The sequence below is a fragment of the Streptosporangium sp. NPDC048886 genome (assembly GCF_055586905.1).
The window spans coordinates 1-14,690 of sequence record NZ_JBVJHH010000011.1; the positions used below are offsets into that span (position 1 = coordinate 1).

Below are 14,690 nucleotides of genomic sequence, written 5' to 3' on the forward strand. Positions count from 1 at the left end.
GGGACGGGGTTGTGCTTCATGCACTGGCTTTTAACACACTGTTGAGTTCTCAAGAAACGGACGCGTTCTCCGTCACCGTGACCATGGTCCCGGCTCCGGGGCGTTCCGTTCGGTATTTCGATCTTAGCTTGCCTGACCTTTTCGTGTCAAACCGCTCATTTTGAGCTACTTGCCACAAGCCGGTCCAGCTTGACTAAAGTTTTGCGTGCTCCGTCTCCGGGGCAACCCTCTAAACTTACCTAGTCATCCAGGTCGCGTCAAACCATCTGGTTTTCCAGGTGATATGCGCAGACACCGAAGGGGAAGGTCCGTTCAGTGGGGGTCGGCCCTGGGGCCCGTCCGCCGATCCGGCGTCCGGCTCGCTCCCGGGGCATTGAGAACACTAGGCCGCCTCCGGAGCATCGTCAAATCCAGAGGGCTGACATCCCGCCCAACGACTGACGCCCCGGCCGGAGCCGGGGCGTCGTGTCATGCATGTCTGGGCCGCCAGGTGCGCGGACCGTGAGTGGCCGGACCGTCGGGTGCGCGGGCCGTGAGCGGGCGGGCGGCAGCCGTACGGAGAACGTCAGGCGGTGACCTCGACGCCTCCGATGGACCGCTTGCCACGGCGCAGCACCAGGAAGCGGCCGTGCAGCAGGTCACCGGCCGACGGCACGTAGGCCTCATCGGTGATCTTCACGTTGTTGAGGTAGGCGCCGCCCTCCTTGACCGCCCGGCGAGCGGCGGACTTCGACTCCACCAGTCCGCTCTCGGCCAGCAGGTCGACGAACGAGGATCCCAGCGCGGGCACCTCGGCACGCGGCACCTCGGCCAGCGCCGAGCCGAGCGTCCGCGCGTCGAGCTCCTCCAGCGAGCCCTGGCCGAACAGCGCCCGCGACGCCGCCACCACCCGTGCCAGCTCGTCGGCTCCGTGGACGAGGGTCGTGACGTCCTCGGCCAGCGTCCGCTGCGCCTCACGGGCCGCGGGCCGGTCGGCGACCGCCTTCTCCAGCTCGGCGATCTCGTCGTGGGTGCGGAAGGTGAACACCTTCAGGAAGCGGACGACATCCCGGTCGTCGGCGTTCAGCCAGTATTGGTAGAAGGCGTACGGCGAGGTCAGCGCCGGGTCGAGCCAGATGGCGCCGCCGGCGGTCTTGCCGAACTTGGTGCCGTCGGCCTTGGTGATCAGCTTGCCGGTCAGGGCGTGGGCGTGCGTGCCCTCCACCCGGCGGATCAGGTCGACCCCGGCGGTGATGTTGCCCCACTGGTCGCTGCCGCCGAGCTGGAGCGTGCAGCCGTGCCGGCGGTAGAGCTCCAGGTAGTCGTTCGCCTGCAGGATCTGGTAGCTGAACTCGGTGTAGCTGAGCCCGTCGCCGCCCAGCCGCGCCGACACCGACTCCCGGGCGAGCATGCGGTTGACCGGGAAGTGCTTGCCGACGTCACGGAGGAAGTCGATCGCCGACATCTCCGCGGTCCAGTCGAGGTTGCTGACCAGGGTCGCGCCGGTGGGCCCGTCGTCGAAGGAGAGGAACTTCTCCACCTGGACGCGGATCCTCGCGACCCATTCGGCGACGACCTCGGAGGAGTTCAGCGAGCGCTCGGTGCTGCGGCCGCTGGGGTCGCCGATGAGGCCGGTGGCACCGCCGACCAAGCCGATCGGGCGGTGGCCGGCCCGCTGGAAGCGGGTGAGGATCAGCAGCGTGGCCAGGTTTCCGGCGTGCAGCGACGGAGCGGTCGGGTCGAAGCCCGCATAAACCGTGATCGGCCCCTCGGCGAGTGCCGTGCGCAGCGCGTCGGCATCGGTGGTCTGCGCGATGACGTCGCGCCATTCGAGCTCATCGAGGATGTCGGTCACGATCCTTGCTTTCCAGTCGAAGGGACATTTACCGCTCTGTACAGCCTGCCCGATGGCGGCACCGCCGCGCCACTCGGAATCGCCCGTGGCCGGAGAACGGGCGTGTCCCCGGGACCGCGGCCTCCGGCGGATGCCGGCCGCCGCTCACCCGGATCGACAGCCCGGCAGCCCGGCGGGCCGGTGCGGCTAGCGGCGGCGCGGGACATGCGGCCGGTAGGGCGAGACCGTGGAGTCGCCGTCGACCCAGAAGCGCCAGGGGGTCTCCCGGGCGGACGAGACTCCGGTGCGCGGTCCCGACCTGATCTCCCCCTCCCCGGGGGGATCGCCCCGCAGCACGTTCACCGGACCTGGCGGGCAGACGTCGAGCCCGTCGTCCTGCCGGGTGAAGCCGAGTGCCACCGCCAGGCGGGCGGGCCCGCGCGCGAGGTCGCGCGCGGTGACGGTGCGGCTCGCGCCCGCCGTCCGGCGTGCCTGGGCCACCTCGACGCCGGCGACCACCTCACCGGCCCGTAGCAGCACGCCCGAGCCCACCCCTTCGGGGAGGCAGACGATGTTGGCGCAGTAGTGCATGCCGTAGGTGAAGTAGACGTACAGGTGCCCCGGCGGCCCGAACATCACCGCGTTGCGCGGCGTCCGGCCCCGGTAGGTGTGGGAGGCGGGGTCCTCCCCGGGGATGCCGTAGGCCTCGACCTCGGTGAGCCGGACCGAGACCGGCCCGTGCACGATCACCCGCCCCAGCAGGTCCGGGGCGACCTCGTGGCCGGGCCGGTCGAAGAACTCCCGGGTCAGGGGCACGGATCCGGCGAGCACCGGCTCGCCGGGTCCGTCGGCCGGCATCAGTTGCCGCTCGCCCAGGCCGCCTGGGCGTCGACGACCTCACGCAGCTCGGTGAGCTGGTCGCGGACCCGGTCGGGGGCCGTGCCGCCGTGCGCCTTGCGGGCCGCCAGCGCGCCCGGCACCGACAGGACCTCGCGCGAGTCGGGCGTGAAGTGCGGCGAGACCTTGGCCAGCTCCTCGTCGGTGAGCTCGTCGAAGTCCTTGTCGTTGACCTGGCACCAGACCACCAGGTGGCCGACCGCCTCGTGCGCCTCGCGGAACGGGACACCCCGGCGGACCAGCAGCTCGGCCAGGTCGGTGGCCAGTGCGAACCCGTCGGGGGCCGAGGACTCCAGCTTGGCGGTGTTGACGCGCATGGTGGCGACCAGGCCGGCCACGGCCGGCAGGACCAGCAGCAGGGTGTCGACCGAGTCGAACACCGGCTCCTTGTCCTCCTGCAGGTCACGGTTGTAGGTCAGCGGCAGGCCCTTGAGCGTCGTCAGCAGCGACATGAGGTTGCCGATGAGACGGCCGCTCTTGCCCCGGGCGAGTTCGGCGACGTCCGGGTTCTTCTTCTGCGGCATGATCGACGAGCCGGTGGAGTAGGCGTCGTCCATCTCGATCCAGCGGAACTCCTGCGAGGCCCACAGGACGATCTCCTCGCCCAGCCGCGACAGGTGCATGCCGATCATCGCCGCGTCGAACAGGAACTCCGCGGCGAAGTCACGGTCGGCGACCGCGTCCATCGAGTTGGGCGCGGCGGAGTCGAATCCGAGCTCCCTGGCCACGGCCTGCGGGTCCAGCGGCAGCGACGATCCGGCGAGCGCGCCGGAGCCGAGCGGGGAGACCGCCGCCCGCCGGTCCCAGTCGCGCAGCCGCTCGATGTCGCGGGCGAACGCGTGCACGTGGGCCAGGAGCTGGTGGCCGAAGGAGACCGGCTGGGCGTGCTGCAGGTGGGTCATGCCGGGGGCGGCCGTCTCGGCGTGCTCCTCGGCCTGGCTCATCAGCGCGGTCTCCAGCTCGACGAGCCGGGACACGATGTGCCGGACGTGGTCGCGGAGGTAGAGGCGGAGGTCGGTGGCCACCTGGTCGTTGCGGCTGCGGCCGGCGCGGAGCTTGCCGCCGAGCGTGCCGAGGCGCTCCAGCAGGCCGCGCTCCAGGGCGGTGTGGACGTCCTCGTCGGCCACCGTGGGCCGGAACTCACCCGCCTTGCACGCCTGCTCCAGGTCGTCCAGGGCGCCGATCATGCGCCCCAGCTCCTCCTCGGTGAGCAGCCCGGCGCGGTGCAGCACCCGGGCGTGCGCGCGCGAGGCCAGCAGGTCGTACGGCACGAGCCGCCAGTCGAAGTGCACGCTCACCGAGAGCCTGGTCAGCGCGTCGGCCGGCCCCCCCTCGAACCGGCCGCCCCACAGCCGCATCGGCTTACCACCATCAGTCACCGTTGTTCTCCTCCCAGTTCAATCCGCGACCATAGCCCAATCAGGCCAGTCGGGCGTCCCGGGCGGCCGCGATCTTCGAGGGCAGGCTCCACAGCTCGACGAAGCCCTTGGCCAGCGACTGGTCGAAGGTGTCGCCGGTGTCGTAGGTGGCGAGGTTGAAGTCGTACAGCGAGGCCTCGGAGCGCCGGCCGGTGACCGTGGCCCGGCCGCCGTGCAGGGTCATCCGGATCTCGCCGGTGACGTGCTGCTGGGCCTCGGCGATGAAGACGTCCAGGGCCTTCTTGAGCGGGGAGAACCAGAGGCCGTCGTAGACGAGCTCGCCCCAGCGCTGGTCGACCGACCGCTTGAACCGGGCGAGGTCCCGCTCGACGGTGACGTTCTCCAGCTCCATGTGCGCGGTGATCAGCGCGATGGCGCCGGGTGCCTCGTAGACCTCCCGGGACTTGATGCCGACGAGCCGGTCCTCGACCATGTCGAGCCGGCCCACGCCCTGGGCGCCGGCGCGCTGGTTGAGCTCGGCGATGATCTGGAACGGGGTCAGGTGCCGCCCGTCGAGCGCCACCGGGACGCCCTTGACGAAGCTGATGATGACCTCGTCGGCCTCGCGCGGCTGGGCCGGGTCGGCGGTGTAGGAGTAGACGTCCTCGGTGGGGCCGTTCCAGACGTCCTCCAGGAAGCCGGTCTCGACGGCGCGGCCCCAGATGTTCTGGTCGATCGAGAAGGGGTTCTTCTTGGTGGTCTCGATCGGCAGGTTCTTCTCCTCGGCGTAGGCGATCGCCTTGTCCCGGGTCCACGCGTAGTCGCGGGCCGGGGCGATGACCTTGAGCTCGGGGAAGAGCGCGGCCAGGCCGGCCTCGAAGCGGACCTGGTCGTTGCCCTTGCCGGTGCAGCCGTGCGAGACGTGGGTGCCGCCGAACTCCTTGGCGGCGGCGGCCAGGTGCTTGACGATCAGCGGCCGCGACAGCGCGGAGACCAGCGGGTAGCGGTCCATGTAGAGGGCGTTGGCCTGCAGGGCGGGCACGCAGAAGTCGGCGGCGAACTCCTCGCGGGCGTCCACGACGACGGACTCCACGGCGCCGCAGTCGATGGCCCGCTTCCGGATGACCTCCATGTCCTCGCCGCCCTGGCCGACGTCGACGGCCACGGCGATGACCTCGGCGCCGGTCTTCTCGGCGAGGAAGGGGATGGCAACAGATGTGTCGAGGCCGCCGGAGAAGGCGAGTACGACCCGGTCAGTCATGATCAGTTCTCCCAAAGTCTTTTCGTCACAGGTGGTGGGTGGAGCTGCTGGGGCGGCCCGCCGGAGCGGGCTAGGTACGTCGGTCGGCGTGCCTGAGCAGGGCCTCGGCGACCGCTTCCCCGCCCGTCGGATCCCGGCTGATGACGAGGATCGTGTCGTCTCCGGCCACCGTGCCGAGGATGGACTTCCAGTCGGCGTGGTCGATGGCGGAGGCGAGGAACTGCGCGGCCCCCGGCGGGGTGCGGACGATCACCAGGTTGGCGGACGCCTCGGCGGAGACGAGCAGTTCCTCGGCGAGCCGGCTCAGCCGGGCGGCCGGCGACTCACCGGAGCCGAGTCTGGCCAGCGGGATCCGGCCGCCGCCCTCGCCCGGCAGGGCGTAGACCAGGGAGCCGTCCTCCGCGCGCAGCTTGAGCGCGCCGAGCTCGTCCAGATCCCGGGAGAGGGTGGCCTGGGTGACCTCCACCCCGCTCTCCAGCAGGAGCTTGGCCAGGTCGGGCTGGGAGCGGACCGGCTGCCGCTCCAGCAGCTCAGCGATCCGCGCCTGGCGGGCGACCTTGGTCATGGGAATCATCGGGTGGCCTCGTTCTCGGGCCTCATGCCAAGGGTGTCATGCCCGCCCGTGCCCGCCGCCCGCCGGGTCGCCGAGACCAGCCAGTGCAGCAGGGCCTTCTGCGCGTGCAGCCGGTTCTCCGCCTGGTCCCACACCACGCTCTGCGGTCCGTCGAGGACGTCGGCGGCGATCTCCAGGTCCCGGTAGGCGGGCAGGCAGTGCAGCACGATCGCGCCGGGGGCCGCCCGGCCCATCAGCTCGGCGTTGACCTGGAAGGGCGTCAGGTCGGCGACCCGCTGCTCCTTGCCGTCCTGGCCCATCGAGACCCAGGTGTCGGTGGCGATGACGTCGGCGCCGTCGGCGGCCACGCCCGCGTCGGGCAGCACGGCGACCGATCCGCCGGTCCCGGCGGCGAGCTCGCCGGCCCGCCGCAGGATCTCCGGGTCCGGCTGGTATCCGGCCGGGGAGGCGATCCGCACGTGCATGCCGGCCAGGGCCCCGCCCAGCAGGTAGGAGTGGGCCATGTTGTTGGCGCCGTCTCCGAGGTAGGTCAGGGTGAGCCCGGCGGTCCTGCCGAGGTGTTCCCTGACGGTCTGCAGGTCGGCGAGGATCTGGCAGGGGTGGAACTCGTCGGTGAGGGCGTTCACCACGGGCACCGAGGACGCTGAGGCCATGGCCTCGATCCTCTCCTGTCCCGAGGTGCGCCACACGATGGCGCCGACCTGGCGCTCCAGGACCCGGGCGGTGTCCTCGATCGACTCGCCCCGGCCCATCTGCGAGGATCCGGCGTCGATGATCAGGGGGAGGCCGCCGAGTTCGCCGATGCCGACGGCGAAGGAGATCCGTGTCCGGGTGGACGGCTTGTCGAAGAGCACCGCGACGGTCTGCGGGCCCTCGAACGGCCGGTAACCGTAGCGGTCCTTCTTCATGGCCTGGGCCAGGTCGAGCACCTCGGCCTGCTCGGCGGGCGACAGGTCGTCGTCGCGCAGGAAGTGCCTGGCCGGCGTGGAGTCGGTGCGGTTGTCAGTCATCGGCGGCCTCGTCAAGGATTGCGGGGAGCGCGGCCACGAAGGCGGCGACCTGCTCGGAGGTGATCACCAGCGGGGGCGCGAGCCGTACCGCGTCGGGCTGCAGGGCGTTGACCAGGAATCCGGCCTCCTGAGCCGCCGCCTGGACCTGCGCGGAGCGGTCGGCGGTCAGCACGGCGGCCAGCCACAGGCCCCGGCCGCGGACGCCCGCCAGCAGCGGGTGGTCGATCGCGGCGATGCCCTCGGCGAGCTGCGCGCCGACCGTGCGGACGTGCTCCAGCAGGCCGTCCTTGTCGATCGTGTCGAGTACGGCGAGCGCGGCGGCGGCCGAGACGGGGTTTCCCCCGAAGGTGGAGCCGTGGTCGCCCTTGGCGAAGATCGTGCCGGCCGGGCCGAAGCCGATGCAGGCGCCGATCGGCATGCCGCCGCCGAGGCCCTTGGCCAGGGTCAGCACGTCGGGCAGGACGCCGTCGTGCTGGTGGGCGAACCAGTGCCCGGTGCGGCCGATCGCGGACTGGATCTCGTCGGCGACCAGCAGGGCGCCGGTCGCGTCGCAGACCTCCCTGGCGGCCTTGAGGTAGCCGTCGGGCGGGGGGACGACTCCGGCCTCGCCCTGGGTGGGCTCGAGGAAGAGCGCGGCGCACTCCTGGGTGACGGCGTTCTTCAGCGCGTCGGCGTCGCCGTAGGGGACGAACCGGACGTCGACCGGGAACGGGCCGAACTGGTCGCGGATCGACGGCTTGCCGGTCAGCGAGAGCGCGCCGAGGGTCCGGCCGTGGAAGGCGTTCTCGGCGGCCACGAAGTAGGGGCGGCCCTGTGCCTTGCCGTATTTGATGGCCAGCTTGAGCGCGGCCTCGTTGGCCTCGGTGCCCGAGTTGGTGAGGAAGACCCTGGCCGGGGCGCCGAGCAGGCCGAGCAGGCGTTCGGCGAGCAGCACCTCCGGCTCGTGCAGGAACAGGTTGCTGGTGTGGGCGAGCGTGGCGACCTGGCCGGAGACGGCCTCCACCAGCGCCGGATGGGCGTGGCCGAGCGAGCTGACGGCGATGCCGCCGATCAGGTCGAGGTATTCGCGGCCGTCGACGTCCCAGACCTTCGATCCCTCGCCGCGCGCCAGCGCCACGGGCGGCACGCCGTAGTTCGGCATGAAGACGGCCTCGAAGCGCTTGCTGAGCGCGTCTGTGGCAGGACGCTCGTGCGGGCTCACTTGTCGCTCCCGTTCAGCTTGATGGTGGCGGTCAGCCGCCGGTTGACCAGGCTCGGCACGGCCGGGGTCCTGGCGGCGTCCGGCAGCACCATGGTTCCGACGCCCTCGTCGGTGAAGATCTCCAGCAGCACCGAGTGGGGCACCCGGCCGTCGAGCACGTGCGCCTGGGGCACGCCGCCCTGGACGGCGGTCAGGCACGCCTCCATCTTGGGCACCATGCCGCTGGACAGGCCGGGCAGGAGCGCGCCGAGCTCGGTGGCCGACAGCTGCCTGATGACCTCGTTGCCGCCGTCCCCGGCGTCGGGGCGCCAGTCGCGGTAGAGGCCCTCGACGTCGGTCAGGACGATGAGCTTGGTCGCCTGGAGCGCCACCGCGAGCGCGGCGGCGGCGGTGTCGGCGTTGACGTTGTAGACGGTGCCGTCGTCGCCGCGTGCGATGGAGGAGATCACCGGGATCCGCCCGTCGTCCAGCAGCGCCTGCACGGCTCCGGCCTCGACGTTGACGATGTCCCCGACCTGGCCGATGTCCACCTGGGCGCCGTCGACGACGGCGTGCTTGCGGACGGCGGTGAACAGGTGGGCGTCCTCGCCCGACATGCCGATGGCGAACGGTCCGTGCTGGTTGATCAGGCCGACCACGTCGCGGTTGACCTGGCCGACCAGCACCATCCTGACGACCTGCATGGCCTCGGGGGTGGTGACCCGGAGCCCGGCGGTGAAGGTGGACTCGATGCCGAGCCTGTCGAGCTGGGCGTTGATCTGCGGTCCGCCGCCGTGCACGATCACCGGCCTGAGCCCGGCGTAGCGCAGGAAGACGACGTCGGCGGCGAACTTCTCCCGCAGGTGCTCCTCGGTCATCGCGTTGCCGCCGTATTTGATGACGACGGTCGCGCCGTTGAAGCGGGCGAGCCAGGGCAGCGCCTCGATCAGTGTGTGCGCCTTGGCCAGGGCGTCGTCGGTCCTCATGAGGAGTACGCCGAGTTCTCGTGGACGTAGGCGGCGGTGAGGTCGGTGGTGTGGACCGTCGCCGAGTGGGGGCCGGCCGACAGGTCGATGGTGATCGTCACGTCGCGGGGGCGCAGGTCCACTTTGGACCGGTCGTCCCCGGCGGCGCCGCCCCGGCAGATCCAGATACCGTTGATGGCCACGTTGAGCCGGTCGGCCTCGAAGACGGCGTCGGTGGTGCCGACCGCCGCCAGCACCCGTCCCCAGTTGGGGTCCTCGCCGTGGATGGCGCACTTGAGAAGGTTGGAACGCGAGACGGCGCGGCCGACGAGCACCGCGTCGTCCTCCGACGCGGCGCCGACCACCTCGATGGCGATGGCCTTGGTGGCGCCCTCGGCGTCCACCAGGAGCTGGCGGGCGAGGTCGGCGCAGACGGAGCGGACCACCTGCTCGAACTCGCCGAGGTCCGGGGTGACACCGGAGGCGCCGCTGGCCAGCAGCAGGACGGTGTCGTTGGTGGACATGCAGCCGTCGGCGTCGAGCCGGTCGAAGGTGACGCGGGTCGCCCCGCGGAGCACCGCGTCGAGCTGGTCGGCGGGTACGTCGGCGTCGGTGGTGATCACACAGAGCATGGTGGCCAGGGCGGGGGCGAGCATGCCCGCCCCCTTGGCCATGCCGCCGACCATGTAGCCGCCCTCGCCCCGCCTGAAGGAGATCTTGGAGACGGTGTCGGTGGTGCGGATGGCGTCGGCGGCGGCCAGGCCGCCGTCCCTGCTGATCTGGGAGACCGCGAGGTCCACCCCGTCCAGCAGCGCCTCCATCGGCAGCCGCTCGCCGATCAGGCCGGTGGAGCAGACCGCGATCTCGCCCGCCGACTCCTGCAGCGCCTCGGCGACCTTCTCGGCGGTGGCGTGGGTGTCCTGGAAGCCGAGCGGGCCGGTGCAGGCGTTGGCGCCGCCGGAGTTGAGGACGACCGCGTGGACCCGGCCCCCGGCCAGCACCTGCTGGGACCAGAGCACCGGCGCGGCCTTGACGCGGTTGCCGGTGAAGACGCCTGCCGCCGCGCGCGACGGGCCGTCGTTGACGACGAGCGCGAGGTCGCGGGCGTCACCGGACTTGATTCCGGCGGCGACACCCGCTGCCCGGAAGCCGAGGGGGGCGGTCACACTCATGGGGCAACTCCATTGAGAGGCAGGCCGAGCTCTTCTGGCAGGCCGAGGGCGAGGTTGGCGCTCTGGATCGCGCCTCCCGCGGTGCCCTTGGTCAGGTTGTCGATGGCGATGACGGCGACGATGCGTCCGGCGCGCTCGTCCAGGGTCACCTGGAGGGCGGCGACGTTGGCGCCGAGGGTCATCGAGGTCGCGGGCCACTGCCCCTCCGGGAGCAGCCGCAGGAACGGCTCGTCCTTGCTCGCGGCCTCGTACGCCTCGCGCAGGACCTGGGCGGTGACGCCGGGCCTGGCCGGGACCGTGCAGGTGGCGAGGATGCCACGGCTCATCGGGGCCAGCATGGGGGTGAAGGAGACCTTCACCGGCTCGCCCGCCAGCGGGGAGAGGTTCTGCTCCATCTCCGGGGTGTGCCGGTGGACGCCGCCGACGCCGTAGGCGCTGACCGAGCCCATCACCTCGCTGCCCAGCAGGTGGGGCTTGAGCGACCTGCCCGCTCCGCTGGTGCCGGTGGCGGCCACCACGACCACGTCGGGCCCGGCCAGACCCGCGGCGAAGGCGGGGAACAGGGCCAGGGTGACGGCCGTGGGGTAGCAGCCGGGGACGGCGATCCTGCTGGTGGCGCGGAGCCTGTCACGCTGGCCGGGTAGCTCGGGCAGGCCGTAGGGCCAGGCGCCCGCGTGGGCGCCGCCGTAGAAGTGCTCCCAGGCCGCGGGGTCGGTGAGCCTGAAGTCGGCGCCGCAGTCGACGACGAGGGTGTCCTCGCCGAGCTGCTCGGCGACGGCCGCGGACTGGCCGTGCGGGAGGGCGAGGAAGACGAGGTCGTGGCCGCCGAGGGTGTCGGCCGTGGTGTCCAGCAGGATCCGGTCGGCCAGCGGGGTCAGGTGCGGCTGGTGGGCGCCGAGCGCGGCGCCGGCGTTGGAGCCCGCGGTCAGCGCGCCGATCTCGATCTGGGGGTGCGACAGCAGCAGGCGCAGCAGCTCGCCCCCGGCATAGCCGCTGGCACCGGCGATCGCCGCTCTCATCCGTCCCCCTAGATTGCATAGTCATTCATTTTTGCTCATGAACTTACTAGAGAGAGTATGCACTCTTAGGGATTGTCATGCAAGTACCTGCTCCGGCCGCTCCGGAGACACACTGACCGTTAAGCAGGCCATAAGCACCCAAAAAGGCATATATCTACATGCATGATCATGCGGGGCTGACGGCGGTGACATTTCGGCACTGTTGCACGTACCTACCGGTCGGTATCGTGACGTTTCCGGTCCCTCCGCACCCGGGGAGTACGAACGCATGACTGTCACCCACGACCAGGTCCAGGCCCAGCTCACCGGTCCAGGCCAGCTTTTCGAGATGGAGGAGGTCGCCGGTCACGGCGGCACCGTCCGGACGTGGAAGCACGCTCCGGGTCACTTCCGCGCGCTCCTCGAGACGAGCCGGTTCCACGGCGACAAGGTCTTCCTGTCCTACGAGGACGAGCACATCACCTACGAGGAGCACTTCCGGCGGGCGGCGACACTGGCGCGGCGCCTGGTGGAGGAGTACGGCGTGGTCAAGGGCGACCGGATCGCCATCGCCATGCGCAACTACCCGGAGTGGGTGATCGCCTTCTCCGCCGCACTGGCCGCCGGGGCGGTGGCCGTGCCGCTCAACGCCTGGTGGACCACGCAGGAGCTGGAGTACGGGCTGTCGGACTCCGGGGCCAAGGTGCTGATCGCCGACGGCGAGCGCGCCACCAAGCTCGCCGGCCTGGCACAGGCCCTGATCGTGGCCCGGGGCGAGGTGCCCGAGGGCGCCCGCGCGTTCGAGGACGTGCTGGGCCCGGTCGAGGCCGGGGTGACGCTGCCGCCGGTCGAGCTCTCCCCGGAGGATCCGGCCACGATCTTCTACACCTCGGGCACCACCGGCCGCCCCAAGGGCGCCCTCGGCAGCCACCGCAACCTCGGCCAGTCCCCCATGACCGTCGCCTACAGCCTGCTGCGCAGCGTGGCGCGGGCGGGCCAGGACCCGGCGGAGTCGGCCGGCAAGCGCCGCGTCACCCTGCTCACCGTGCCGCTCTTCCACGTCACCGGCTGCTTCGCCGTGATGACCACCACCATGTTCACCGGCAGCGGCCTGGTGCTGATGTACAAGTGGGACGCCGGACGGGCCCTGGAGCTGATCGAGCGCGAGCGGGTCACCACGTTCAGCGGCGTGCCCACCAACGTGTGGCAGCTGCTGTCCCACCCCGACCTGGGCAAGTTCGACATCTCCAGCCTCAACTCCCTCGGCTACGGCGGCGCCCCGGCCCCGCCCAAGCTGCTGGAGCGCATCACCGAGCTGCTGCCCAGCCGCTCCCCCTCCAACGGGTACGGCCTGACCGAGACCACCGCGCTGACCATCAACAACGCCGGCGTGGACTACCTCGCCAAGCCCGACAGCATCGGTCTGCCGGTGCCCGTGGTCGAGGTGAAGATCGCCGACCCGCTCGGCGACGAGCTGCCTGTCGGCGAGGTCGGCGAGCTCTGCCTGCGCGGCCCGAACGTGATCCTCGGCTACTGGAACCACCCCGAGGCCACCGCCGAGACCTTCATCGGCGGCTGGCTGCACACCGGCGACCTGGCACGGGTGGACGAGGAGGGGTTCGTGTTCATCGTGGACCGGGCCAAGGACATGGTCATCCGCGGCGGCGAGAACGTCTACTGCGCCGAGGTGGAGGCCGCGCTGTTCGAGCATCCGGCGGTGGACGACGTCGCGGTGATCGGCATCCCCCACGACGAGCTGGGCGAGGAGGTCGGCGCGGTGGTACGGCTGGCGTCCCCGGCGAGCGCCGAGGAGCTCCAGGCCTTCCTGCGTGAGCGGATCGCGGCCTTCAAGGTCCCGGTCCGGTTCTGGGTCCGCGAGACCGAACTCCCCCGCAACCCCGGCGGCAAGATCCTCAAGACCCACCTGCGCAAGGAGGTCCTGGGCTCCTGACGCCCCCGGCGGCGGGCCGGACGGTCCGCCGCGACGCGGGCCGGACGGTCCGGCCCGGAGCGGCCTGTGCCGGCGCGGGCCGTCCGGTCCGGCCCAAAACCAGTTGCCCTGGCGCGGGCCGGCGCCGAGACTAGCTGTCCGTGCCTGAAACTGCCGATCGACCGCTCAGAACGCTGGCCCGCCGGCTGAAAATGGATCTGAGCCCGCTGCGCGACTCCCGTGACTTCCGGCTGCTGTTCGGCTCGGGGATGATCACGATGTTCGGCACCTTCCTCACCCTGGTCGCGGTCCCGCTGCAGATGAAGGAGCTCACCGACGACTCCTACCTGGCGGTCGGCCTGGTCAGCGTGGCCGAGTTCGTGCCGATGGTGGTCTGCGGCCTGTGGGGCGGGGCGATCGCGGACGCGCTGGACCGGCGCAAGATCATCCTCTACACCGAGGCGGGGCTCTGCGCCACGGTCGTGGTCCTGATGCTCAACGCGATGCTGCCCGAGCCGCAGGTCTGGGTGCTGTACGTGGTCGGCGCGCTCTCGGCGGGCCTGGGCAGCCTGCAGCGGCCCAGCCTGGAGTCGCTGATGCCACGCGTGGTCAGGCACGACCAGCTCACCGCCGCCGCCGCGCTGACCAGCTTCCGCTGGAACCTCGGCGCCATCGTCGCCCCCGGTCTCAGCGGCCTGCTCGTCGTCTGGTCCGGCTTCGCCACCACCTACGGCGTCAACGTCGCGACGTTCCTGATCTCCCTGGCCCTGCTCTGGCCGGTGAAGGCCCCACCGCAGTCCGAGGACGCTCCCCCGCCGTCGGTCAGGGCACTGGTCGAGGGCGTCCGCTACGCCGTGGGCCGCCCCGACCTGATGGGCACCTACCTGGTGGACGTCGCCGCGATGGTCTTCGCCTTCTCCACCGCGCTCTACCCCTTCCTCGCCGACGAGCTCGGCGTCCCCGAGGCGCAGGGCCTGTTCTTCTCCGCCTCGGCCATCGGCTCGCTGGTCGCCTCGGTCACCTCCGGCTGGACCAACCACGTCCACCGCCACGGTCTGGGCGTCATCGTCGCGGCGATCGGATGGGGCGCCGCGGTGGCGCTGGCGGCCGTCATGCCGACCGCCTGGGGCGTCTTCGCCTGCCTGGCGCTGGCCGGGGCGGCCGACATGATCAGCGGCGTCTTCCGCTCCACGATCTGGAACCAGACCATCCCGGACGAGTTCCGCGGCCGTCTGGCCGGCATCGAGCTGCTCTCCTACACCAGCGGTCCGATGCTCGGCAACGCCAGGGCGAGCCTGATGGGCGATCTCGGCGGGACCCGCTTCTCCCTGGGCGCCGGCGGCCTGCTGTGCGTCGGCGCGGTGGTCGCGATGGCCGGGCTGCTGCCCAGGTTCCGTGGCTACGACGCCCGCACCGATGAGCACGCGGTCAGGGAGCGCGCCCGCCGCGAGGCCGTCACCGAGACCTGAGCCCCGGCGGCGGCCGGCCCCGTCCGCCGGACGGGCCTGTCGCCCCTGCGAGGACACGACGCG

The 14,690-nt window shown here is 71.4% G+C and carries 12 protein-coding genes; 2 read left to right on the forward strand and 10 right to left on the reverse strand.

Features of this window, described 5'->3' with window-relative positions; translation table 11 throughout:
- Positions 1–565: 565 nt before the first annotated feature.
- The 10 genes from tyrS to argC all read right to left on the reverse strand — a co-directional run bounded on the left by tyrS (position 566) and on the right by argC (position 11,249).
- Positions 566–1,834 (reverse strand): tyrosine--tRNA ligase, encoded by a 1,269-nt coding sequence (gene tyrS, locus ACZ6R6_RS15210; RefSeq protein ID WP_470093662.1) that lies wholly within the window; start codon positions 1,832–1,834, stop codon positions 566–568.
- 186 nt (positions 1,835–2,020) lie between these two features.
- A complete protein-coding gene (locus tag ACZ6R6_RS15215; RefSeq protein WP_470093664.1) occupies positions 2,021–2,671 on the reverse strand; it encodes a DNA-3-methyladenine glycosylase in 651 nt (216 codons plus the stop codon).
- Positions 2,671–4,089, reverse strand: a complete 1,419-nt coding sequence (argH, locus tag ACZ6R6_RS15220) for an argininosuccinate lyase (protein ID WP_306868763.1) — start codon at positions 4,087–4,089, stop codon at positions 2,671–2,673. The genes ACZ6R6_RS15215 and argH overlap by 1 nt, the downstream gene beginning before the upstream one ends.
- Positions 4,090–4,129: 40 nt before the next feature.
- On the reverse strand, positions 4,130–5,329 hold the full coding sequence (locus tag ACZ6R6_RS15225; protein WP_306868761.1) for an argininosuccinate synthase: 1,200 nt from the start codon (positions 5,327–5,329) through the stop codon (positions 4,130–4,132).
- Positions 5,330–5,399: 70 nt separating this feature from the next.
- On the reverse strand, positions 5,400–5,903 hold the full coding sequence (locus ACZ6R6_RS15230; protein ID WP_306868760.1) for an arginine repressor: 504 nt from the start codon (positions 5,901–5,903) through the stop codon (positions 5,400–5,402).
- Complete coding sequence (gene argF, locus ACZ6R6_RS15235; RefSeq protein ID WP_470093667.1) at positions 5,900–6,913, reverse strand: ornithine carbamoyltransferase; 1,014 nt, start codon at positions 6,911–6,913, stop codon at positions 5,900–5,902. Before argF ends, ACZ6R6_RS15230 begins: the two co-directional genes overlap by 4 nt.
- A complete protein-coding gene (locus ACZ6R6_RS15240) occupies positions 6,906–8,054 on the reverse strand; it encodes an acetylornithine transaminase (RefSeq protein WP_470094047.1) in 1,149 nt (382 codons plus the stop codon). The genes argF and ACZ6R6_RS15240 overlap by 8 nt, the downstream gene beginning before the upstream one ends.
- A gap of 56 nt (positions 8,055–8,110) precedes the next feature.
- Positions 8,111–9,079 (reverse strand): acetylglutamate kinase, encoded by a 969-nt coding sequence (gene argB, locus ACZ6R6_RS15245; protein ID WP_470093668.1) that lies wholly within the window; start codon positions 9,077–9,079, stop codon positions 8,111–8,113.
- Positions 9,076–10,230: a bifunctional glutamate N-acetyltransferase/amino-acid acetyltransferase ArgJ gene (gene argJ / locus ACZ6R6_RS15250; RefSeq protein WP_470093670.1), complete on the reverse strand. Its 1,155-nt coding sequence runs from the start codon at positions 10,228–10,230 to the stop codon at positions 9,076–9,078. Before argJ ends, argB begins: the two co-directional genes overlap by 4 nt.
- Positions 10,227–11,249 carry an N-acetyl-gamma-glutamyl-phosphate reductase gene (argC, locus tag ACZ6R6_RS15255; protein WP_470093672.1) on the reverse strand — a complete coding sequence of 341 codons (1,023 nt, stop codon included), beginning with the start codon at positions 11,247–11,249 and terminating at the stop codon, positions 10,227–10,229. Before argC ends, argJ begins: the two co-directional genes overlap by 4 nt.
- A gap of 268 nt (positions 11,250–11,517) precedes the next feature.
- On the opposite strand from argC, the gene ACZ6R6_RS15260 reads away from it, so the two are divergent.
- Together ACZ6R6_RS15260 and ACZ6R6_RS15265 are read left to right on the forward strand one after the other, a co-directional pair.
- Positions 11,518–13,179 (forward strand): class I adenylate-forming enzyme family protein, encoded by a 1,662-nt coding sequence (locus tag ACZ6R6_RS15260; protein ID WP_470093674.1) that lies wholly within the window; start codon positions 11,518–11,520, stop codon positions 13,177–13,179.
- Positions 13,180–13,319: 140 nt separating this feature from the next.
- Positions 13,320–14,627: an MFS transporter gene (locus ACZ6R6_RS15265; RefSeq protein ID WP_470093676.1), complete on the forward strand. Its 1,308-nt coding sequence runs from the start codon at positions 13,320–13,322 to the stop codon at positions 14,625–14,627.
- Positions 14,628–14,690: the final 63 nt, after the last annotated feature.